The organism is Caldisericia bacterium, from assembly GCA_030018355.1.
In the GTDB taxonomy this organism is placed as follows: Bacteria; Caldisericota; Caldisericia; order B22-G15; family B22-G15; genus JAAYUH01.
Map to the genome: position 1 here is coordinate 165,209 of JASEFN010000003.1, position 20,887 is coordinate 186,095.

The 20,887-nt window shown below is 26.2% G+C and carries 23 protein-coding genes; 8 read left to right on the top strand and 15 right to left on the bottom strand.

What is annotated here, in order from left to right:
* Window positions 1-9 precede the first annotated feature (9 nt).
* From QMD25_04125 to QMD25_04170, 10 genes are read right to left on the bottom strand one after another with little or no spacing between them, the layout of a single operon-like run.
* Entirely contained in the window at window positions 10-636 is a 627-nt protein-coding gene (locus tag QMD25_04125; GenBank protein ID MDI6861188.1) for an MBL fold metallo-hydrolase, read from the bottom strand.
* Window positions 633-1,544 (bottom strand): PEGA domain-containing protein, encoded by a 912-nt coding sequence (locus tag QMD25_04130; protein MDI6861189.1) that lies wholly within the window; start codon window positions 1,542-1,544, stop codon window positions 633-635. The genes QMD25_04125 and QMD25_04130 overlap by 4 nt, the downstream gene beginning before the upstream one ends.
* Entirely contained in the window at window positions 1,541-2,173 is a 633-nt protein-coding gene (locus tag QMD25_04135) for a septum site-determining protein MinC (protein MDI6861190.1), read from the bottom strand. Before QMD25_04135 ends, QMD25_04130 begins: the two co-directional genes overlap by 4 nt.
* The gene (locus QMD25_04140; protein ID MDI6861191.1) at window positions 2,160-2,735 is read right to left on the bottom strand and encodes a Maf family protein; all 576 of its coding nucleotides are present in this window, start codon (window positions 2,733-2,735) and stop codon (window positions 2,160-2,162) included. The genes QMD25_04135 and QMD25_04140 overlap by 14 nt, the downstream gene beginning before the upstream one ends.
* Window positions 2,710-3,246, bottom strand: coding sequence for a Gx transporter family protein (locus tag QMD25_04145; GenBank protein MDI6861192.1), 537 nt, complete (start codon window positions 3,244-3,246; stop codon window positions 2,710-2,712). Before QMD25_04145 ends, QMD25_04140 begins: the two co-directional genes overlap by 26 nt.
* Window positions 3,230-3,580 (bottom strand): NusG domain II-containing protein, encoded by a 351-nt coding sequence (locus tag QMD25_04150; GenBank protein ID MDI6861193.1) that lies wholly within the window; start codon window positions 3,578-3,580, stop codon window positions 3,230-3,232. The genes QMD25_04145 and QMD25_04150 overlap by 17 nt, the downstream gene beginning before the upstream one ends.
* Window positions 3,567-4,532, bottom strand: coding sequence for an FAD:protein FMN transferase (locus QMD25_04155; GenBank protein ID MDI6861194.1), 966 nt, complete (start codon window positions 4,530-4,532; stop codon window positions 3,567-3,569). The genes QMD25_04150 and QMD25_04155 overlap by 14 nt, the downstream gene beginning before the upstream one ends.
* The gene (amrS, locus tag QMD25_04160; GenBank protein ID MDI6861195.1) at window positions 4,502-5,518 is read right to left on the bottom strand and encodes an AmmeMemoRadiSam system radical SAM enzyme; all 1,017 of its coding nucleotides are present in this window, start codon (window positions 5,516-5,518) and stop codon (window positions 4,502-4,504) included. Before amrS ends, QMD25_04155 begins: the two co-directional genes overlap by 31 nt.
* Before the next feature lie 23 nt (window positions 5,519-5,541).
* Window positions 5,542-6,960, bottom strand: a complete 1,419-nt coding sequence (gene gltA, locus QMD25_04165; GenBank protein MDI6861196.1) for an NADPH-dependent glutamate synthase — start codon at window positions 6,958-6,960, stop codon at window positions 5,542-5,544.
* Window positions 6,944-7,795 (bottom strand): sulfide/dihydroorotate dehydrogenase-like FAD/NAD-binding protein, encoded by an 852-nt coding sequence (locus QMD25_04170; protein MDI6861197.1) that lies wholly within the window; start codon window positions 7,793-7,795, stop codon window positions 6,944-6,946. Before QMD25_04170 ends, gltA begins: the two co-directional genes overlap by 17 nt.
* Before the next feature lie 67 nt (window positions 7,796-7,862).
* On the opposite strand from QMD25_04170, the gene QMD25_04175 reads away from it, so the two are divergent.
* Window positions 7,863-8,699 (top strand): MazG nucleotide pyrophosphohydrolase domain-containing protein, encoded by an 837-nt coding sequence (locus QMD25_04175; protein ID MDI6861198.1) that lies wholly within the window; start codon window positions 7,863-7,865, stop codon window positions 8,697-8,699.
* Complete coding sequence (locus QMD25_04180; GenBank protein MDI6861199.1) at window positions 8,675-9,043, top strand: MazG nucleotide pyrophosphohydrolase domain-containing protein; 369 nt, start codon at window positions 8,675-8,677, stop codon at window positions 9,041-9,043. The genes QMD25_04175 and QMD25_04180 overlap by 25 nt, the downstream gene beginning before the upstream one ends.
* Before the next feature lie 6 nt (window positions 9,044-9,049).
* Here the strand turns inward: QMD25_04180 and QMD25_04185 are convergent, their stop codons facing one another.
* The 4 genes from QMD25_04185 to QMD25_04200 are packed head-to-tail and all read right to left on the bottom strand — an operon-like array spanning window position 9,050 to window position 14,654.
* Window positions 9,050-9,679 carry a class II aldolase/adducin family protein gene (locus QMD25_04185; GenBank protein MDI6861200.1) on the bottom strand — a complete coding sequence of 210 codons (630 nt, stop codon included), beginning with the start codon at window positions 9,677-9,679 and terminating at the stop codon, window positions 9,050-9,052.
* A complete protein-coding gene (rnhC, locus tag QMD25_04190; GenBank protein MDI6861201.1) occupies window positions 9,672-10,352 on the bottom strand; it encodes a ribonuclease HIII in 681 nt (226 codons plus the stop codon). The genes QMD25_04185 and rnhC overlap by 8 nt, the downstream gene beginning before the upstream one ends.
* Window positions 10,336-11,859, bottom strand: a complete 1,524-nt coding sequence (gene hutH, locus QMD25_04195; GenBank protein MDI6861202.1) for a histidine ammonia-lyase — start codon at window positions 11,857-11,859, stop codon at window positions 10,336-10,338. The genes rnhC and hutH overlap by 17 nt, the downstream gene beginning before the upstream one ends.
* Window positions 11,859-14,654: a hypothetical protein gene (locus tag QMD25_04200; protein ID MDI6861203.1), complete on the bottom strand. Its 2,796-nt coding sequence runs from the start codon at window positions 14,652-14,654 to the stop codon at window positions 11,859-11,861. The genes hutH and QMD25_04200 overlap by 1 nt, the downstream gene beginning before the upstream one ends.
* A 60-nt stretch (window positions 14,655-14,714) precedes the next feature.
* On the opposite strand from QMD25_04200, the gene QMD25_04205 reads away from it, so the two are divergent.
* Genes QMD25_04205 through QMD25_04215 form a run of 3 tightly spaced genes read left to right on the top strand, consistent with a single transcriptional unit; the run spans window position 14,715 to window position 16,997 of the window.
* On the top strand, window positions 14,715-15,293 hold the full coding sequence (locus QMD25_04205; protein MDI6861204.1) for a manganese efflux pump MntP family protein: 579 nt from the start codon (window positions 14,715-14,717) through the stop codon (window positions 15,291-15,293).
* Between the two features lie 14 nt (window positions 15,294-15,307).
* A complete protein-coding gene (locus QMD25_04210; GenBank protein ID MDI6861205.1) occupies window positions 15,308-15,721 on the top strand; it encodes an arsenate reductase ArsC in 414 nt (137 codons plus the stop codon).
* Between the two features lies 1 nt (window position 15,722).
* Window positions 15,723-16,997, top strand: a complete 1,275-nt coding sequence (locus QMD25_04215) for a stalk domain-containing protein (GenBank protein ID MDI6861206.1) — start codon at window positions 15,723-15,725, stop codon at window positions 16,995-16,997.
* A 2-nt stretch (window positions 16,998-16,999) separates the two neighbouring features.
* On the opposite strand, the gene QMD25_04220 is transcribed toward QMD25_04215, so the two are convergent.
* Window positions 17,000-17,755, bottom strand: coding sequence for a hypothetical protein (locus QMD25_04220; protein MDI6861207.1), 756 nt, complete (start codon window positions 17,753-17,755; stop codon window positions 17,000-17,002).
* 57 nt (window positions 17,756-17,812) lie between these two features.
* On the opposite strand from QMD25_04220, the gene QMD25_04225 reads away from it, so the two are divergent.
* From QMD25_04225 to QMD25_04235, 3 genes are read left to right on the top strand one after another with little or no spacing between them, the layout of a single operon-like run.
* A complete protein-coding gene (locus tag QMD25_04225) occupies window positions 17,813-18,868 on the top strand; it encodes a 2-hydroxyacyl-CoA dehydratase family protein (GenBank protein ID MDI6861208.1) in 1,056 nt (351 codons plus the stop codon).
* Window positions 18,865-20,103, top strand: a complete 1,239-nt coding sequence (locus tag QMD25_04230; GenBank protein ID MDI6861209.1) for a 2-hydroxyacyl-CoA dehydratase family protein — start codon at window positions 18,865-18,867, stop codon at window positions 20,101-20,103. The genes QMD25_04225 and QMD25_04230 overlap by 4 nt, the downstream gene beginning before the upstream one ends.
* Window positions 20,100-20,879: an acyl-CoA dehydratase activase gene (locus tag QMD25_04235; GenBank protein ID MDI6861210.1), complete on the top strand. Its 780-nt coding sequence runs from the start codon at window positions 20,100-20,102 to the stop codon at window positions 20,877-20,879. The genes QMD25_04230 and QMD25_04235 overlap by 4 nt, the downstream gene beginning before the upstream one ends.
* The last annotated feature ends 8 nt before the right edge of the window (window positions 20,880-20,887 follow it).

A 20,887-nucleotide genomic window follows, 5' to 3' on the forward strand; every position in this document is an offset into this window, starting at 1 on the left:
AAAATTATATTATAAAATATCGAGAAAATAAATGAGGGTCTCTCTTTCTTCTTCAAGTGTAGTTGAATTACCATGACCTGGATAAATTATGTAATCCATATCACAAAGATTATTCAAAATCTTTAAAATTGAATTTTTCATTAATGTACTACTTGAATATTCAAAATCATATCTTCCAATAGTTCCTTTAAAAATTGTATCACCAGAAAAAATTAAATTTTCGATTATAAAAATTGAACTTCCAGGAGTATGACCTGGTGTATGAATTACCTTTACTTTCAATTCACCCAAATTTAACTCGTCTCCATCTTTCAATAAGATATCAGGTTCAACTTCTTCAAAATCAGGCCAAAAATTTTTATTTATTGCACTATTTGATATGAAAAAGAGATCTTTCTCATGAATTAAAATTTTCATATTATAACTTTTCTTTAAAAAGTTATCACAAAAGGTGTGATCCTCATGTCCATGGGTATTTAAAACATATTCAAATTTTATCTCTTTTAATTCATCCAATTTTCTTTTTAGTTTTTGACAATCTCCACCTGGATCTATTATTATTCCTTTATTATTTTTAAATACAAAATAACAATTTGTTTTATATGGACTAACTATTTCTCTCTCTATCTTTATCATCCGCCAATTTTCATAAGTTTTACTTTTGGTAAAAATATTGATCCATCCTTGGGCATAGTTATTTCTGTTAAATATGGAAGATAACCAGAAAGTTCAATTCTAATTTTGTATTTTTTAAGTGGAGTTAAATTTTTTATTTCAATAGGTGTGATTCCTTTAATTACATCATCAAGATAAACTGTTGCACCTTCTGGTTCAGTTTCTATTATCAATGTATGATTCAATTGAATTAAACTAAAAGAGAAAGTGTTTAATTCATTAGTAATGTCAATTGTTTTTGTCATCTCTTCATAACCAAGTGCTTTTAAAGTAATAAAATGTCTTCCTAAAGATATTTCTTTAATTTCAAGTGGTGTTTTACCTATTTCTTTTCCATCTATAATTACTGTTGCGCCTCTTGGATTTGAATTAATATATGCTTTGCTAACCCCTTTTTCCAAAATTTCTGAAATTTCAATAATATCTTCGCTTATTTCAATTTCTTTTGTGATACTCTTATACCCCTCTTTTGTTATTAAAACTTCATGTTTTCCAACTTCAATATCATAAATATCTAAAGGGGTTAAACCATAATTTTTACCATCAATATAAACAGTCGCCCCTTGAGGTTCTGTTTTAATTGATAATCCTCCAACTTTTCTTTCAAGATTTGCAATTATAATTGTTTCTCTTCCTCTTTTTATTTCAACCTCTTTTGTATAAATTTTATACCCCTCTTTTTTAACTTCTATTGTGTATTTTCCTATATTTATTTTTTTAGATAGAGGGGTGTTTCCAATATATTCACCATTTAAATAAACTTCAGAATCTGTTGGATATGAATCAACAGAAATAGTTCCTTTATTTGATATGCATGATAATGAAATTATTATCAATAAAAAAATAATTAAATAAATTAATTTTTTCATATAAATAGATTTTTGTATGGATAGATTACAATTTTTCCATTTTCAACAAGAGCAATTGATGCAATTTCTTTTCTTCTTTTTGATATATTCTCTTCCAAAACTATATCCCCTATTTGTAGTCTTTTTGGTCTTAAGTTTGTTGCAACAACAATAGCATCTTCACCGCTTTCTCTCCCTGCAATAACACTTCCTCTTAACGATCCAAAAACAAATAAACTTCCACCAGAGACTATTTCAGCATCTTCATTTACATCTCCAATTAATATTATATTTCCACTATAATTTAATGTTTGACCAGATCTTAATATTCTTTTAATCACAAGGAAATCTTTTAGAATCATCTTTTTATCTTTTTTAGAACTAACTTGTGTCTCCTCTTTTTCGAAAAACTCACAATCTATATCAAATTTATTTGACATTAAATTTTTTATTTCCAAAATTTCATTTTCAGAAAATGTCCCAGTTACTGGAAAAAATTTTATAGAACCTCCTCTAAAAAATTCTTCTCTTTCAGAAATTTTTTTCTCAAGAGCCTTAAGAATTGTATTAAATGAATATGAAAGATCAATATAGGCTATAATTCCATCTTTTGTTCCTTTAAAATTAACTGCATTTTTAGGAATTCTCAAAAATAACCTCCTTTAATTTCTTAATAAATTTTACCACAGGAAATCCAACAATAGTATAAAAACAGCCTTCAAATTTTTCTATAAGATAACTTCCCAAACCTTGAATTGCATATCCTCCAGCTTTATCAAATGGTTCATGGGTTTGAATATAGTTTAATATCTCCTCCTTTTTTAAATCTTTGAATTTAACTTTTGCAATACTATATCCCATTCCCTCTTTATTATTATAAATGAAATAAAAACCAGAACAAACTATATGCCACTTGTTTGAGAGTGTTTGAAGCATATTAAATGCATCATCTTCATTTTTAGGCTTTCCAAAAATTTTATTATCATAAACTACAACTGTATCACCTGAGACATAAATTTCATTTTGTTTTCTTTCAATAGATAAAACTTTAATTTTTGAATTTTCAATTGTTAGTTTTATATAATCTCCATCTTCTAATTCAAGACTATTTGGAGTTATTTTTTTTACTACAAAAAATTTTTTTAAAATATCAAACCTTCTTTTCGAATTTGAAACGAGATTTATTTTACCAGGGAGATTTTCTTTTTTCATCCTCATATTCTTTTAATCTTTTTAATAAAAATTTTGATATATAACCAATTATAAACCCAGAGACACCGCCAAAAATTATTAAAATTGGTAAATAATAGAAAAGATACTCGATTCTTGATATAAAATAAACCATAACGAATTGCCCAATATTATGCATAATACCGCCAATCATACTTACTCCAATGATTGAAATTTTATCTTTAAAAACTTTTTTAAAAATTATCATAAAGCAAGTCGCAAGGATTGAACCAACAAAAGATAAAATAAACTCAAGAGTAAAAAAGTTCCCTTTGATTAAAGAAACAAGAATTGGTCTTAATATACCAACTAAAAGAGAATAGGCTACATTAAAATAGTAAAGAGTAATTAATGTAGCAATGTTTGCAATTCCAATTTTAATACCAGGGGCTATGAAAAATAAAACTGGTGGTTCAATTAAATTTAATGCAATTCCACCTGCTAAAAAAAGAGATACTATTATTAAATTTCTTAATCTATTCTGATATTGCATCAATGATACCCCTTCCTTTGATTATAATAAAAACTTCATTTGGAAGACAGATAGAATATTCTCCAATATTTGAAATCCAGCCCTTTTTAATACATAATTTATCTTTACAATTAGATTCAATGACTCTTACTTTACCATTGTCAATTTCTACTTTCACTATGCCAAATTTTCCTTCACATTCTAAAATTCTTTTTTGGAACAATGAATATTCTCTTTGTCCATTTTTATCTATAATAATGAGTGTTTTATTATTAGTTTCAAATGAAAAATAAAAAATGGAAAAAAGAAGAAAAGGAATTAAAAAATATAAAATAATTTTGTCAATCTTTTTCATCTATTATCTCTTTATTTAAATTTTCATCAACAAAAAGAACTTTTATTTTTTTGAAGTAATTTTTAATAAGATCTTTCCCCTTTTCTTTTCCAAGAATAAAAAGAGTTGTTGATAAAGCATCACCATCAATTCCAGAATCTGAAACAACGCTTACCTCAATCACTCCGCTTTTTGAAGGTTTTCCTGTTTTAGGATCTATAATATGATGAAACCTAACACCATTTTTTATAAAAAAATTTTCATAATCACCTGAAGTTGAAACCATAAAGCCATCTTTTACTTCAAAAGTATAAATTATTCCTTCACCTCTTGGATTTTTTACTCCTACGTTAAAGTTTCTATTACCTATAACAAGAACATTTCCACCAAAATTTATAATTGCTTCTTTAACTTTATTTTCTTTTAAAATCTCTTTAATTTTATCAAGTGCATAACCTTTAACTATTCCTCCAAAATCAAGTGAACCAGAAATAATTTTGACTTCTTTTTTCTCTTTATCAATAAAAATATTTTCAATATTAATCTCTTTTATTAATCTGTTCAATATCTCATCATTGGGAATTTTATAATTTCCATCATAAAAACCCCATTCATTAACAATATCTCCTACTAAAGGATTAAATGCATTATTTGATATTTTGTTAAAGTAAATTGCTTTTTCAAGAACATAAATAAATTCATCATCAACCTTTACCCATTCACCTTTATTTTTGTTTATTTTTGATGTTAATGAATTTTCATTAAATCTTGAAAATTTGTTCTCAATCTCAATTATTTTTTCATTTATTTTGCTTATTACACCTTTATGATCTTTATCGACTGAAATTATTAAAAAAGTACCCATATAAAGACCCTTTGATGTATATAGACCACCTTTGCATGATATAAGTGAAATTATTAAAAAAACAAGAAAATAGATTATTACTCTTTTATATTTAAATCGAATCCACAAAACTTACATCTCCCATTAATAACATTATATTCAAGAACATCAAAACCTGCTCTTTTTATTACTAAACTTTTACAATTTGGACAATATGTATTTTCAAATGGATGTCCATAAACATTTCCAATGTAAACAAAATTTAAACCAATTTTATCTCCAATTTCTTTAATCATTTCAAGAGTTTTAATTGGTGTAGGCATAAGATGGGAAAAGTCCATATATGGATAGAATCTCGTAATATGCCATGGGGTTTTTGGTCCAAGATTTTCTTTTATCCATTTTGCAAGATTTTCCATCTCTTCAATAGAATCATTTACTGTTGGAATAACATTAGTAACCACCTCAACATGCATTCCAAGTTTTTTTGCTTCAATTGCTCTTTCAAGAATATAGTTTACTCCTTTTACATCTGTTAATTTTTTGAAACTTGAATCATAAAAAGCCTTTATATCAACTCTAAAAGCATCAAGATATGGAGATATTATATTTAAACCTTCTGAAGTTATGGTTCCATTTGTTACATAAACAGTGTATAAATTATTTTCTTTTGCAAGTTTAAAAACATCTAACGAATATTCAAACCAAATTGTTGGTTCATTATATGTAAATGATATTCCTTTTGAATTGTATGATTTAGCAAGATTTACAAGGTCTTTGGGACTAAAATATTTACTTATTGAAAAAAGTTTATCATGATATTTTTCATAAGAAATTTCCAAATTTTGACAATGTTTACATCTTAAATTGCACCCCCATGTACCTAATGAAAGAGTTTTACTTCCAGGATAAAAATGGAAAAGCGGTTTTTTTTCAATTGGATCTATCGCAATTGAAGATACAAGTCCATAAATTGTTGTAAAAAGTTTACCATCTATATTTTTTCTTACTCCACAAAAACCAAACTCATTTTCTTTTATTACACATCTTTTATAGCATAAATTACATCTAACTTTATTTTTTTCTAATTTTTCATATAATAAAGCCTCTTTTATATTTTCCAAAAAAACCTCCTAAATCAAATAGAAGCCCAAGCAAATTCCTTTTTGTAAATATATTTTTCCTTTAAATATCTATCCATATCTTGTGCTGCTTTTTTACCTGCACCCATTGCAAGAATGACAGTTGCAGCACCAGTTACAATATCACCACCTGCCCAAACTCCCTCAAGAGATGTTCTTCCATTTTCATCTGCTAAAACTACTCCATGTTTTCCAGTTTTAAGTCCGCTTGTTCTTGCAACAAGTGGGTTAGGAACAGTTCCTATCGCTACAATAACAGTGTCAACTTTAATTCTATATTCACTTCCTTTTATTGGAACAGGTCTTCTTCTTCCAGACTCATCTGGTTCTCCAAGTTCATTTTTTATAACTTCCATTTCTTTAACCCAACCATTTTCATCTCCAAAATATCTAGTTGGACATGTTAACCATAAAAATTCAACACCCTCTTCAATTGCATGATGATACTCTTCAACTCTTGCTGGCATCTCTTTTTCTGTTCTTCTATAAACAACAATTACTCTTTCAGCGCCCATTCTTAAAGCACTTCTTGCTGCATCCATTGCTACATTTCCTGCTCCTATTACTGCTACAATCTTACCTTTTTTTACAGGAGTATCATATTCAGGAAATTTATATGCTTTCATTAAATTTATTCTTGTTAAATATTCATTTGCTGAAAGTATTCCAAGTAAATTTTCACCAGGTATATTCATAAATTGAGGTGCTCCTGCACCAGTTCCTAAAAATATTGCTTTATAACCTTCGTTAAAAAGATCCTTAAGGGTAAAAGTTCTTCCAACTACAACATTTGTAACTATTTTTACTCCAAGTTTTTTAACATATTCAACTTCTCTATGGACAATAGACTTTGGTAATCTGAATTCTGGTATTCCATAAATTAAAACACCACCTGGTGCATGAAGTGATTCAAATATAGTTACATCATAACCAAATTTTGCTAAATCTGCAGCACATGTTAAACCTGCAGGACCCGCTCCAACAACAGCAACTTTTATATCATATTTTTCTTTTATCTCAGGAATAACCATACCTCTTTTTGCATCCCAATCTGCTATAAATCTTTCAAGCCTTCCAATTGCAACAGGTTCATATTTTTTACCTAAAACACATTTTTCTTCACATTGAGTTTCTTGTGGACAAACTCTTCCAGTTATTGCTGGAAGAGAGTTTGTGCTTTTCATTATTTTAATTGCTCTATCAAAATCTCTTTCTTTTATTGCTTTTATAAAACCTGGAATATCAACATTTACAGGACATCCTTCGATACATTTTGGAATTTTACATTGAAGACATCTTTCTGCTTCTAAAATTGCTTCCTCTTCAGTATAACCAAATGGAACTTCATCAAAATTTTTTATTCTCTCTTTTGGATCTTGTTCTCTCATAGGAGTTTTTTTAGGATTTATGGCCATAGAGTAACCTCCTTTTTTCTTCTAAAAAATTCATTGCAAGTTGCTCTTCACTTTTATACATTCTTAATCTTTCAAAGAGGAGATCAAAATTTACAAGATGTCCATCAAATTCAGGACCATCTTGACAAGTTAATTTTGTTTCATTGCCAACCTCTACTCTACACACTCCGCACATACCTGTTCCATCAACCATGATTGAATTTAAACTGACAATTGTTTTTATTCTATATGGTCTTGTAAGTTCTGCAACATTTTTCATCATTATTGGTGGACCAATTGCAGTAACTTGAGCAATTTTCTCCCCTCTATCAATTAATTCTTTTAATGCATCTGTTACAAATCCTTTTTTTCCATAACTACCATCATCAGTTGTTATTAGAACCTCATCTGAGATTTTACTGAATCTATCCTCCCAGAAAAGAAGATTTTTATTTCTTGCTCCTAAAATTGTAATAACTTTATTTTTAGCCTCTTTAAATCCTCTTAAAATTGGGTAGATTGGTGCAATTCCAACACCTCCTCCAACTAACACCACTGAGCCACTTTCATATTTATGTATTTCAGAAGGTGTGCCAAGAGGTCCAACAATATCATAAATTGTATCATGAGGTTCTTTATAAGACAAAAGATAAGTAGTAAGTCCAACTGTTTGGAAAACCATAGTAATTTCTTCATCATCATAATCAGCAATTGTCAATGGAATTCTTTCACCTTTTTCATAAACTCTTAATATAAAAAATTGGCCAGGCTTGGCACTTCTTGCAACATATGGGGCTTTAACTTTCATTAAAAAAATTGTGGGGCATAATTCCTCTTTGTGTGTTATTTCAAACATCTAATCCTCCTCATGAAAATCATACCTAAAATATTATAACATGAAGATATAATGATATAATTATTTTATGCAGAATCCATTTAACAATTTTTCTTGGATAGTTGAGGATTTTCTTGCTGCCTCTGAATATCCAGATAATGAATTAAAATTTAATTTTTTAAAAGAAAATAAAATTAGGTCAATTATAACTTTATCTGAAAGAAAAATACCTGAATCTTTAATTGAAAAATATAGAATGAGATATCTATATTTACCTGTTAAAGACTTTGATGTTCCTTCACTTGAACAAGTAAAAAAATTTATATATTGGATTAATTTAATGGAAGCATGGGAAGTAAGAACTTTAATTCATTGTGATGCAGGAATAGGAAGAACAGGAACTTTTGTGGCAATTTATTTTCTTTTAAAGGGTTATTCACCAAAAGAAAGCATTGAGCAATTAAAAAGAAAAAGAAATTTCGGTATAGAAACTTTAAAACAAGAAAGTTTTATATACGAATTATATGAAATTTTACCATTTTTGAAACCTAGTGAAGAGGAGTTAAATTTTAGAATATTTTTTGAGACAGTTAAAACTTTAAGAAAAGAGTGTCCATGGGATAAAGAACAAACAAGGGAATCTCTTGTAAAATATCTTGATAGTGAAGTTCAAGAACTTAAAGATGCAATTAATAGAAAAGATATTTTAAATATTTCAGAAGAACTTGGTGATGTTATGTTAGAAATTCTTTTTCAGATTATAATTGGAGAAGAGAAAGAAGAATTTACAATGAATGATGTTTTAAAAAAAGTAATTAAAAAACTAGTCTTAAGACATCCTCATGTTTTTAAAGATGAAATTGTTAATAATTCAAAAGATGTTGAGGAGAGATGGGAAGAATGGAAGAAGAGAGAGAGATTATAAGAGAGATAATTGATTTCCAGAATTATCTTAAAAATCAATATGGATTTGATTGGGATAATGCATATGGTGTTTTAGAAAAACTTGAAGAGGAGATTAAAGAATTAAGAGAAGCCATAAATAAAAATGATAATAAGAATATAGAAGAAGAGTTTGGAGACATAATAATTACAATTGTTAATTTATCAAGATTTTTAGATTTAGATATAATTGATTCTCTTAAAAAAAGTTTTGAAAAATTTAAAGATAGATTTGAAAAGATGAAAAAATTGGCAGAAGAGAAAAATCTGAATTTGAAAGAATTAAAAATCAATCAACTTGATTTGCTTTGGGAAGAATCAAAATAATTTTTTTTATATTTTTCTCAAATATTTATAAACTTCATAAAAATACTTTGAATCTTCTACAGGAAGTTTTTTGGTTTTGCCTATTATTTTTGAGAAAATTAAAGATTTTGAAAACTCTTCAAGAAGTTCTATTTTACTATAAGCATCAATTAAATTTTTACCAACTACGACAACTCCGTGATTTTCCATAAAAGATGCATCTCCATCTATTAAACTTTCACTTACTGCATTTGCAAGATCTTGAGTTCCAGGTTTTATATATTTTACAAAACCAATTTTCCCAAGATAAATTATTGTCTCAGGTAAAATTTCTCTTGTAATTTCTACATCACTTATGCAAATTGCAACAGAATAAGAGGGATGAGAGTGAATTATTGCTCCTATATCCTCTCTTTTTTTGTATATTTCTAAATGCATAAGTATTTCAGATGATGGTTTTCTTTTCCCATCTATAACTTCACCATTCATATTAATTGTAATGAGATCATCTTCTTTTAAAAAACTTTTATTTACTCCTGATGGAGTTATGAGAAGCAAGTCGCCTTGTTTTACTGATATATTTCCACCATAACCTCCAATTAATCCTCTTTTCCAAAGTAATTTAATTATTTCAATAAATTCTTTTTTATCAAACATCACATCCTCCATCAAAGAGTTTTTCTTTATTTAATAATTCCAAAATTTTTTTATAATTTCTAAAATTTATCTTTGCAACTTCATTTAATTTTTCAATCCCAAATTTTTTTACAAATTCAATACCACTTTTATCAACAATCTCTCCTCCACCTTTTGGAAAAGAAAAGCCCCATTTTCTCTCTAATATAGTTAAAGAAGTTAAAAATGAATCTCTAGCAACTATTGATGCACAAGCAATTGCAGGGTCTCTTTCTCCTTTTATAATTTCTATTCTTTCAACATTTATATTTTTATTTTTTAAAAATAGATCAATGTAATTTTTTGTTGTGAATTTATCTATCAAAATAAGAGAAACCTTTTCTATTTTAAGAAGATTTAAAATAACCTTACTATAAGCCCAAGCAAGAAAAACATTTATATTTTTAAAACTTTTATATAATTCATTAAATTTTTTTGGGGTAATAGAAACAATCTCATAAAATAAATTCTTTTTTATTTCTTTTGCTAAGAATTTTATCCTTTTATCTTCAATTTTTTTTGAATCTCTAACATTTAAATCTTTGAAGAACTCCTCTTTTGTTTTGTCAAAAATAACTCCTGCAACAACAATATTTCCAAAAAAATCTCCTTTTCCAGATTCATCTATTCCAATATATTTAGAAAAGTTCTCCAACTTCTTTTTCAACCTCTCTAATTATACTTTCATCAAAAACAACTTCTTTTACTTTTTCAATAACTCTTGTTAAATTTTCATCTTTTGTTATTGGTTGGTATATATCCCTTAAAATTTTATATGCTTCAGATGTGCCTCTTCCCAATTTCCCTCTTCTAAATGATAGTGCTTGAACTGCTGCTATAAATTCTATAGCAATTATTGTAAATAAATTGTCAACAATTTGCCTTAACTTTCTTGCTGAATTGCTTGACATACTTGTATCATCTTCTTGATCGCTTGAAACAGAAATAGAAGTAACCGATGCTGGATATGAAAGAATTTTATTTTCACTAACAAGAGACGCCGCAAGATATTGAAGTAGCATAAGACCTGTATTGAGTCCACTGTTTTCAATTAAAAAAGCAGGAAGACCATTTGATAGATTGGGATTAAGGAGTCTATTTATTCTTCTTTCAATATTATTGCTTAAAATTGTTAATTCTATTGATAGAAAATCACAATTTGTTGATATAAAAGAACCATGAAAATTTCCACCAGAAAGAATAAGATTTTCTTCAGGAAAAACAAGTGGATTATCTGATGCAGAATTAAGTTCTATTGTTAAATTTTTTTCAACAAATTTTAAGGTATTATAGATTGATCCATAAATTTGAGGTATACACCTTATTACATATGAATCTTGCACTTTTTCTTTAACTGAATTTATTAATGTACTACCTTCAAGAAGCGTATTTATTGCATAAGCAATAACTCCTTGTCCTGTTTGAGGTTTTGATTTATGAATCAATGGATGGAAAGGTGTAGTTGAAGCAAGAAGTGCCTCCATACTCAATGCACTTGAAATTATTGCATTTTTAAGTATTTGTTTTGCATCATATGTTGCAATTGAGGCTATTGCAAGAGAAAAAGAAGTTCCATTAATTAAAGAAAGAACCTCTTTTTCTAAAAATGTGAAAGGTTTAATATTCAATTTATTATGAATTTCAATTGATTTATATTCTTTTCCTTTATAAATACCCTTTCCCTCACCCATTAAAAATCCTGCAAGGGCTGCAAGAGGAATAAGATCCCCTGATGCCCCAAGAGATCCTTTTTGTGTAATATATGGTATCACATCTTCGTTTAAAAAAAGAATTATTCTTTCAATTATCTCTCTCCTTATTCCAGAATAACCTTTTGCTAGTGAATTTGCTCTAATAAGCATTGTTCCTCTAACAACCTCTTTCGAAGCAAATGGTTTTATATTTATGGTATGAGAGTGAACAATATTTTCCTGTAATTTTAATAAATTCTCTTTGCTAATTTTTATATTACATAGTTTTCCAAGACCTGTATTTATTCCATAAATAGGTTCATCCTTTTTTGATAGATTTTCAACAACTCTTCTTGCGTCATCAATTTTATCTATTGCATAGGGAGAAAGTTCAACACTTTTTCTAAATCTTGCTACAGATATAGTATCATCTATTGTTAAACTATTTCCATCAATAAGTAATTTAGCCATTATTCCTCCTTTTTAATTAACGCTCTTTCAACAAAGAAAATTACATAGATTATTAAAATTATATAAAAAATTAATTTAATTATGCTTGATACAATTCCAAAAATATGTGGAGAGGTGTAAAGAACTCTATTTAAATATAAAGAGATAAATATAAAAAATATTATTAAAAAGTTATATGCAATTTTTACTTTTATTTTAAATGTTGAGTTAGAGAAATAAATTATTAGAATTGAGAGAATAAAAAGTAAAATTAGATTTGGAATAAAATCAACTGAAATGAACAGACCTTTTGAAAGAAGAATAAAATAAATTTTTTCATTAAATATATAAATTACATTTAAAAAAACAATAATAAAAAATAAAATAGTTTTAATAAAACTTTTTGAAAGTAATAAAATAATAAAAGTAAAGAGAAGGTTTATAGTTAAAAATGTGTAGTCAATTTGTGGTAGATAAAAAGGGTTTCTTGTTGGATTTGAAATAAGAACTACAGTTAAAATAGTTAAAAAAATTATAATGTCATAAATTTTTTTCCATTCAAAATGGTGAAAAATGAAAATAAAAAGAGTTAACATAATTGAAATAAAGTATGTATTGTAAAAAATATAGTATGGTGGCGAAAAAATTATTTGACTTCCATTTAAAAGATAATAAAAAAGAGATGAAAAAAGAAAAACCAAAGAAAAGTTTAAAAGAAAACTTTTTTTGTTCATAGAAGAGAAGATAGATGCGAAAAGAAAGTATATTCCAAAAGATAAATAGATAAAAAATGGAGAAGATATTCCCAAAAAATAATTTAAAATTAAAAGAATAATAAATAAAATAGATATTACAAAAACTGGTTTTAATTTAAAATCAAATTTAATCTTTCTAAAAGAGAAATTTAATAAAATCAAAAATAGAATTACTAAAATAATTAAGTATGAAATATTTTTTCTTTCGAATTTAGAAGATGTTGAAATTGTCTTATTTTCTTTTTGAATTGCTTCGTTTTTACCTTTTATATTTAGAATATATAATCCATTAGAATCAATTACTATTTTTCCATTTTCTTCATAAAACTTAACTTTTTCATTATTTATTGGATTTATTATAGAAATATCTTCAATTGATTCAAAAACATTTTTATCAATTTTAATCTTTCCATATCCATCAAATGTTAAATAAAAATCAGGCAAATTACCAAATTGATAGATCTCACCATTTTCAATTGTTGCCACACTATTTCCCAAAAAACCTTTTACTTCAACTTTGTTTATTAAAGTATAAAAATCTTTGTATTTTGTCAAAATTTTTAATTTAGAAACATCATCCCAAATAGAAAATGGTTCATCTTTATGTTTTGAAAATGTTGGATATATTCCATAAATTAAAGAGTATTTAAAAATTTTATCAAGAGTCTCTTCATTTATTTCTTCATTTTTTAATCTAAAAGAAAAGAAAATAGGTCTATTTGGAACAAGCACTCTTTCAATTGGTAAACTATCCAAAGATTTTAAATCTTCAATTTCTTTGTATATAACATCTGAATTCATCATTAATTGGAAATATTTAGGATTAATCGAGAGAATATTTGTTTCTTTTTGTAAACTATTTAAAAAATTGTATAGATTTGCAGCATAAAATTGAGCGATCTCTCCATTAATAAAAGATTTGGGATTTTTATTGAAATGTTTTTTATCAAAATTAAAAAAATCTGAAATGTGAGAAAAATCTAACGCCAATCCATAATATTTTGCTTCATTTTCTCCTTTAATCTCAAGTTGTCTATTTAAAATTGTTATTGATATATTCAATGGATAGATATACCTTGAGTAATAAATATCAAATGAACTAATTCCTTTATTTTTAAGAAAAGAAACTTCTGGATTCAAAAAAATTATTGTGTCAATTGAATTTTCTTTATAATCTGGAATTTTTTCACCTGAAACAATTTTAAATGTTGCTTCACTCTTTTTTTCTATTTTAATTAAACTTTTATCTTTATTTTTAATAGATGATGTTAAAATTTGTATCCCTATCAATTTATTATATGGATTTTCATCAAAATAAAGCCTCTTTTCTATTTTATTTAATTCAATATTTTCAAACTTCAATTTTATTGGATCAAATAATATAAAGTTTTTTAATTGAAACTTTGCTCCTTCAAGTACTCTATCTGGAGCATACTCCTCTTTTGGATCTATAATTCTTCCTTTTACACTTAAATTTTCAATCCCAACATTGTTAACAATTGTTGTTAAAGAAATATTTGGTAAAATTAAACCATCCAAATCAACTCTTCTCTCTTTTATTCCATAAAATTTATAATAAGTCTCTATTGCATCAAAAATAGAATTTACTTCCTTTATTTTAAATTTAATAGATTCATTTTTTTCAACATAAAAATTGTAGATTATTTCGAAACCATCGTCTCTATTTTTTGTTTCAAAATAGTGAAGATCATGTGAATCAATTGAAAACATATAATATTTATTATCCTTATTTTTTAAGACATAAAATGGAGTTATAAATATTCCATTCTCTTTTGGAAAGATTTTTTCCATATTTTTAAAGAAAATTTTAAAAATAAGATCTCCCCTTCCTTTTATATTTAGATAAAAATTTTCATTTTTTTTCGAAAAGTTATAAGAGAAATTTTTAAATTTATTTTTTTCAATATTAACCAATTTTTCTTCTTTATCTTTAATAAATAAAAACTCAATATCTTTTAAAGTTTGTGATTTTAAAAATTTAACAGGTATAAATTGATTTACCAAAATTAAAAACAATAAAAATACTATAATTTTTTTCATTTAACTCTCCTTTAAAAATTATATAATAATAAAGTGAATTATAAAGAGTGAGGTTATTATATGATTAATTTAAACAAAGATAGTCTAAATATAGTTTCTATTTTATTAATAGGTATTGCACTTTCTATGGATGCCTTTGCTGTTGGATTATCATGTGGGATTACAAAAAGGAGATTTAATTTTAATTATCCATTTAAAATCTCTTTTTCATTTGGATTTTTTCAATTTGGGATGGTTGTGATTGGATATTTAATTGGAATTAGACTATTAAATTTTATAAAAGATTATGATCATTGGGTTGCTTTTTTTATATTATTTTTTGTTGGTATTAAAATGATTTATGAAAGTTTTAAGAATGAATGTGAAAAGAAAATAAATATTGATAATTTCATTACACTTCTTATTCTTTCAATCGCAACAAGTATTGATGCTTTTGCTGTAGGAATATCCTTATCGCTTCTAAAAATCAAAATTTTATTTCCATCAATTTTTATTGGAATAACAACTTTCACTCTAACTTTAATCTCAATTTATTCAGGTTTTTTTCTTGGAAAAATTTTTAAAAGAGGAGCAGAAATTTTTGGTGGATTGATATTGATTTCAATAGGTATTAAAATTTTATTAGAACATGTCTTTTAATGAAGGAGTTTTTAATGAATAAAAAGAAAGTATTATTTATATGTACCCATAATTCTGCGAGATCACAAATGGCTGAAGGAATTATGAATTCTCTTCTTAATGATAAATTTGTTGCATTTAGTGCTGGAACAAAACCAACTTCAGTTAATCCATATGCTATAAAAGTTATGGAAGAAATTGGAATTAATATTAAAAATCACAGATCAAAAAGCATTTTGGAATTCAAAGGAGAAAAATTTGATTATGTAGTTACTGTTTGTGATAGTGCTAAAGAAAATTGCCCTTTCTTTCCTGGTGCTAAAGAATATTTGCACCAAAGTTTTGAAGATCCATCTTCATTTGAAGGAAGTGAGGAGGAAAAATTAAATAAATTTAGAGAGATTAGAGATGAAATAAAAAAATTTATATTAGAAAAATTTGGAGGTTAAAATGAACAAGAAAATTTTAATTATATTTATTTTATTATTCTCAATTTTTATATGTGAGAACTCATTTTCAAAATCCTTTCCTGCAAAACCAATAAATTTAAAGGTAATTCAAGAAGATTATAAAGTTAGATTAACTTGGGAAATTGAAAAGAAAGATGAAACAATTCAATATTTTGAAATATATAAAGGGGAGAGCGAAAAAAATTTAAGTTTTTTAGGAAAAACTTATAATAAAGACCAAATGTATTTTCTAGATTACTCAATAATTCTTGATAAAACTTACTTTTATATGGTTAAATCAGTAGATAATAATGGAAACTATTCAGATCCCTCAAATGTAGTCTCAATTAAAATAGTAGATGATAAACCACCTGAATTGAGGTTAATTAAACCAGAACAAAACAATTATTACACAAATGATGAAAATCTATATCTTTTAATTGGTGTTAGAGATAGCATGAGTGGACTTAAAGATCTTCTTGTTAATGGAGTAAAAATAAATCAATGTGGTTGTTCAACTTTTGATGCAAATTATAAATTAATAGAAGGAAAAAATGAGTTTATTATAACTGCTGAGGACAATCGAGGAAATAGTTCGAAATATATTTTAGTGGTTTTTCTTGATAAAACGCCCCCAAAATTAATTACAAACATACCACTTGAAACATATGAAGATAATTTAAAAGTTGTTGGAAAGATTTATGATGAAGGGATAGGTGTAAAAACTGCATCACTTAATAATATTGAATTAAATTTAAATAAAGATGGAAATTTTGAAACATATGTACTATTAAAAGAAGGAATTAATGAATTGAAGTTTATACTTGTTGATAAATTAAATAATCAAAAGGAAGAGGTATATAAAGTAACCTATATTAAAAGAAAAATTTTAAAACTCCAAATTGGAAATAAAATTATGTATGTTAATGATTCTCCCCAAGAAATAGATGTGCCACCCCAGATAATTGAAGGAAGAACACTTCTTCCAATAAGGTGGGTAGCTGAACCATTAGGAGCAGAAGTTAACTGGGATGGAGTAGAAAAGAAAATAACTGTTAGTTTAAAGAGTAATGTAATTGAACTTTGGATTGGCAAAAACAAAGCAAGAGTTAATGGAATAGAAACTCCAATTGATCCAAATAATCCAAAAGTAGTACCTATGATTATTAAAGGAAGAACAATGCTTCCTGTAAGATTTGTAGCAGAAAATTTAGGTTGTAAAGTGGATTGGGATGGAGCAACTAAAACTATAACAATTACTTATCCAGGATATTAATTTTAAATCTTTATAGGTTTTGGTAAGGTCTCATCTTTTAATGACTCTATAAATTCAAATGCTTTCTTTACATTTTTCTCTTCACCTTCGATACCTAAAACAATTGAACCTTCATCTTCCCAAAGACCGCCTTTAGCAAGAAGAGTTGCATCAACTTCAAAAAGGATATCAAGTGCATCAATTTCTGTAAATGGAAAGGCATTAACAATGGGAAATATTGATAAAGGAAGACCCATTGATAAATCTATTTCTTCTATTTTTGCAAAATAAGATGCCTCAATAACATCTGGAATAAGTTTACCAATACTTACTGGAGAGATCCATTTTACTCCTCTTGAAAGAACTATTCCAATGTATCTTCCAACAGTTCCACCAGATTTATCTGCAACTATAACACCTATATTTCCATCAGGATCTATTGCATTTGCTCCTTTTATAAAAACATCACCTTTTCCCATTCTTTTTACAACTTCATCTGGATTTTCATCAGAAACTTTACCATCTATTAAAATAACAGGATTTAATCTATATTCTTTATCAAGAACAGAGAGTTTGCCATTGCCAATGTATCCTGCCATATACCTTTCTTTTTCAAAAATTTTTCCAAGTAATTCTTCTACTATAAAACTGTTAGTTGTACCTAAACTAATAAAAATTATTCCTTTATTTAAAACACCCATTGAATTTAAAAGTTCTTTTACACCTTTGGCAATTAATCTTTTTGACATTGATGGCCTTAAAACGACTACTCCTTTCATTTCTCCTCCTTTTATTCATTTATTAATATACTATAAATTTAGTGTATAATATTTACTATGAATTTAAAAGATTTAAATGAGATAAGGGAATTCTTCTATGAAAATTTTAAAAAGAGTTTAAATGATTCACATGTCTTTTTTTATTTTTGTTCATATATACCAGTTGAAATCATATATGCATCAAATTATAAACCAGTGAGGTTTATTACTGATTCAATTCAGTTTACTCATTCTGATGAAGTTTCTCCAAAATATATCTGTCCATATTTAAAGAGTACAATTGAATTTTTAATTAATAACAATTTAGATAGAAAAAATTTTATATTTACTGATGGATGTGATTCATCAAGAAGAATTTATGAAATTTATAAAGATTTAGGATTTTTAAATAATAGTTTTTACATAAAAATTCCATTTAATGAAAGTGAGAGTGATATAAATTTTTTAAAAATTCAATTTGAAAATCTTTTTAAAACAATTAATGGAAATATAGATAATGAGAAATTAATTAATTCAATAAATTTATATAATGAGGGAAGAAAAAAATTGAAAAGTTTAATAGTTAATTATAAAGAGGCAAGTATAAATATTTTCTATCTTAATTTGTTATTTCATATAATGGATATAAAAGAATTCTTAAATCTTAATCCAGAGTTTTATAAAGAAAGTAAAAAAGAAAAAGAAGGAAGTTTTTATTTACTTTCAACAATATTTCCGTTAAGTTTTATTGAATATCTATATTCTTTAAGATATGAAATTTATTACGATGATTCTTGTTTTGGTTATAAAAATTTAGAACTTGTAAAAGATTACTTAAAAGATCCAATTTATTCACTTGCGAAATATTATATAAAAAGAGAGGGCTGTGCAAGAAGAAGGGTTTTGGAAGAAAAAATTGATAGGATTATTCAAAGATTTAAAGAGTTTTCTTTAGATGGTGTTATTGTTTATAATTTAAAATATTGCGATCCACTAATTTTTTATCTTCCACTTATAAAAGAGAAATTAAATAGAGAAAAAATTCCCATACTTATAATTGAAGATGATTATTCTATGAATATAAAAGGACAAATTAGAACTAGAATAGAAGCATTTATGGAGATGTTAAAATGAAAATCGAAATTTCAAAAGTTTCTCCTACATTTCTTCAGAAAATTTTAAAAAAAAGGTTTATTTATCCTCTAATTTATGGTGTATTAAATCAAATTTTAAAACCTGATGAAATTGGAAAAGTTTCAATTAAGTTTTCGTTGGATCTATTAAAGAAAAACTTTAGTAAAAAAAGCAAAGTTATAATGACAAATGTTTTTACTCCAACAGAACCATTCTTTGCATTAAATACATTTCCAATTCTTCCTGAAGTTGCGTCTGCTGTTAGTGCAAATTTTGGAATAAGTAATTCAGCACTATTTGAAAGTGATGAAATTTTATTTTCAAAAGATAGTTGCAGTGTTCATAGAAATTTAATTGGCCTCATTAAAATGGGTTTTTTACCAAAACCCACATACATTGTTACTTCTGATAAACCTTGTCACTCTGCTGTTCACTCTTTTTATCTTATATCAAAAATTTTTGGTGGAGAGTATATTGTAATTGATATACCTGAAGATAATAGTGAGGAGAGTATAAATTACCTTTCTAAAAAACTTTCAGAAATATTTTTTTTACTTTCAAAAGAACTTAAGGTGAGAAATTCAATGAAAAACCTTGAAAGAGCAATTGAATTATCAAATGAGACAAGGAAATATTTAATTGAGATAAATGAGTTGAGAAAAAAGAGAGTTCTTATTGATGGAAGAAAATTTTTAGGATATGTTGGGATGATTTTTTCAGCATTTGGTTCAGAATATGGAAGAGACTTCTTTAAACTATTAAGAGATAAATTAAAATTTTTATATGAAGAAGGTTTTGAATTAAAAACAAAAAAAAGAATTTATTGGATGCATCTTGGACCATATTTCAAAGTTGATCTTTTTGATTTTTTAAATAGAAAAGGTGCTTACATAGTTTTTGAGGAAACAAGCAATGTTTATTGGGATGAATTTGATAAGAGTGATCCATTTAAATCTATTGCAAAGAAACTTATTAATTATAAAATTTTCTCTAATTTAGATGAAAGATATAAAATTGCATTAAAAAATATTGAAGAGTATAAAATTGATGGTGTTGTAATTTTTAATCAATGGGGATGTAGACAAGGGGCTGGTAGTTCATATCTATTAAGAAAAAAGTTAATAAGTTATGGAATACCAACTATAATTATTGATGGAGATTTAGTTGATGAAGCAAACTTTCCAAAGGAACAGATTAAAACAAGAGTCGAGGGCTTTTTGGAGGTGTTAGGATGAATTATTATATCGGTGTTGATATTGGTTCTGTATCAACAAAAGTAGTTCTTTTAAGAAAGGGAGGTGAAATAAATATTGTAAATTATAAAATTTCTCCTACAGGAGCAAATGGAAATAAAACCGCAAAAATTTTATTGGAGGAAATTTTAAAAGAAGAAAATCTAAAAATAAAAGATATTTATAAAATTCTTGCAACAGGTTATGGCAGAGTTAATGTTGATTTTACAGATTTAACAAAAACAGAGATAAGTTGTCATGCAAAAGGTGCTTTCTTTTTATTTCCTAAAACAAAAACAATAATTGATATTGGAGGACAAGATAGTAAAGCAATAAAACTTGCAAATAATGGTAGTGTTTTAGATTTTGTAATGAATGATAAATGTGCTGCAGGAACTGGCAGATTCCTCGAAGTTATGTCCAATGCACTTCAAATAGATTTAAAAGAGTTTGGTTCCCTTCACGAAAAATCAAAAAATTTAATTGAAATATCAAGCATTTGCACTGTTTTTGCAGAATCTGAAATTATATCTTTAATTCATGAAGGTGTTAAAAAAGAGGATATAATTAAAGGATTAAACTATTCTGTTGCAAAAAGAGCATTAACGCTTTTAAAAAGAGTAAATTATGAAGAAGAAATTACAATGACTGGCGGTGTTGCAAAAAATTTAGGTGTAGTTAAAGCACTTGAAGATTTATTAAAAGTAAAATTAAATGTTCCAGAGAATCCACAAATTATTGGTGCAATTGGTGCTGCATTATATGCAATTGAATCATAAATTAAGGA

Coding starts and splice junctions, on each gene's coding strand:
- QMD25_04125 (MDI6861188.1), bottom strand. CDS start 636: ATGATAAAGATAGAGAGAGAAATAGTTAGTCCATATAAAACAAATTGT.
- QMD25_04130 (MDI6861189.1), bottom strand. CDS start 1,544: ATGAAAAAATTAATTTATTTAATTATTTTTTTATTGATAATAATTTCA.
- QMD25_04140 (MDI6861191.1), bottom strand. CDS start 2,735: ATGAAAAAAGAAAATCTCCCTGGTAAAATAAATCTCGTTTCAAATTCG.
- QMD25_04145 (MDI6861192.1), bottom strand. CDS start 3,246: ATGCAATATCAGAATAGATTAAGAAATTTAATAATAGTATCTCTTTTT.
- QMD25_04150 (MDI6861193.1), bottom strand. CDS start 3,580: ATGAAAAAGATTGACAAAATTATTTTATATTTTTTAATTCCTTTTCTT.
- gltA (MDI6861196.1), bottom strand. CDS start 6,960: ATGGCCATAAATCCTAAAAAAACTCCTATGAGAGAACAAGATCCAAAA.
- QMD25_04170 (MDI6861197.1), bottom strand. CDS start 7,795: ATGTTTGAAATAACACACAAAGAGGAATTATGCCCCACAATTTTTTTA.
- QMD25_04175 (MDI6861198.1), top strand. CDS start 7,863: ATGCAGAATCCATTTAACAATTTTTCTTGGATAGTTGAGGATTTTCTT.
- QMD25_04180 (MDI6861199.1), top strand. CDS start 8,675: ATGGAAGAAGAGAGAGAGATTATAAGAGAGATAATTGATTTCCAGAAT.
- QMD25_04185 (MDI6861200.1), bottom strand. CDS start 9,679: ATGTTTGATAAAAAAGAATTTATTGAAATAATTAAATTACTTTGGAAA.
- hutH (MDI6861202.1), bottom strand. CDS start 11,859: ATGGCTAAATTACTTATTGATGGAAATAGTTTAACAATAGATGATACT.
- QMD25_04200 (MDI6861203.1), bottom strand. CDS start 14,654: ATGAAAAAAATTATAGTATTTTTATTGTTTTTAATTTTGGTAAATCAA.
- QMD25_04205 (MDI6861204.1), top strand. CDS start 14,715: ATGATTAATTTAAACAAAGATAGTCTAAATATAGTTTCTATTTTATTA.
- QMD25_04210 (MDI6861205.1), top strand. CDS start 15,308: ATGAATAAAAAGAAAGTATTATTTATATGTACCCATAATTCTGCGAGA.
- QMD25_04215 (MDI6861206.1), top strand. CDS start 15,723: ATGAACAAGAAAATTTTAATTATATTTATTTTATTATTCTCAATTTTT.
- QMD25_04220 (MDI6861207.1), bottom strand. CDS start 17,755: ATGAAAGGAGTAGTCGTTTTAAGGCCATCAATGTCAAAAAGATTAATT.
- QMD25_04225 (MDI6861208.1), top strand. CDS start 17,813: ATGAATTTAAAAGATTTAAATGAGATAAGGGAATTCTTCTATGAAAAT.
- QMD25_04230 (MDI6861209.1), top strand. CDS start 18,865: ATGAAAATCGAAATTTCAAAAGTTTCTCCTACATTTCTTCAGAAAATT.
- QMD25_04235 (MDI6861210.1), top strand. CDS start 20,100: ATGAATTATTATATCGGTGTTGATATTGGTTCTGTATCAACAAAAGTA.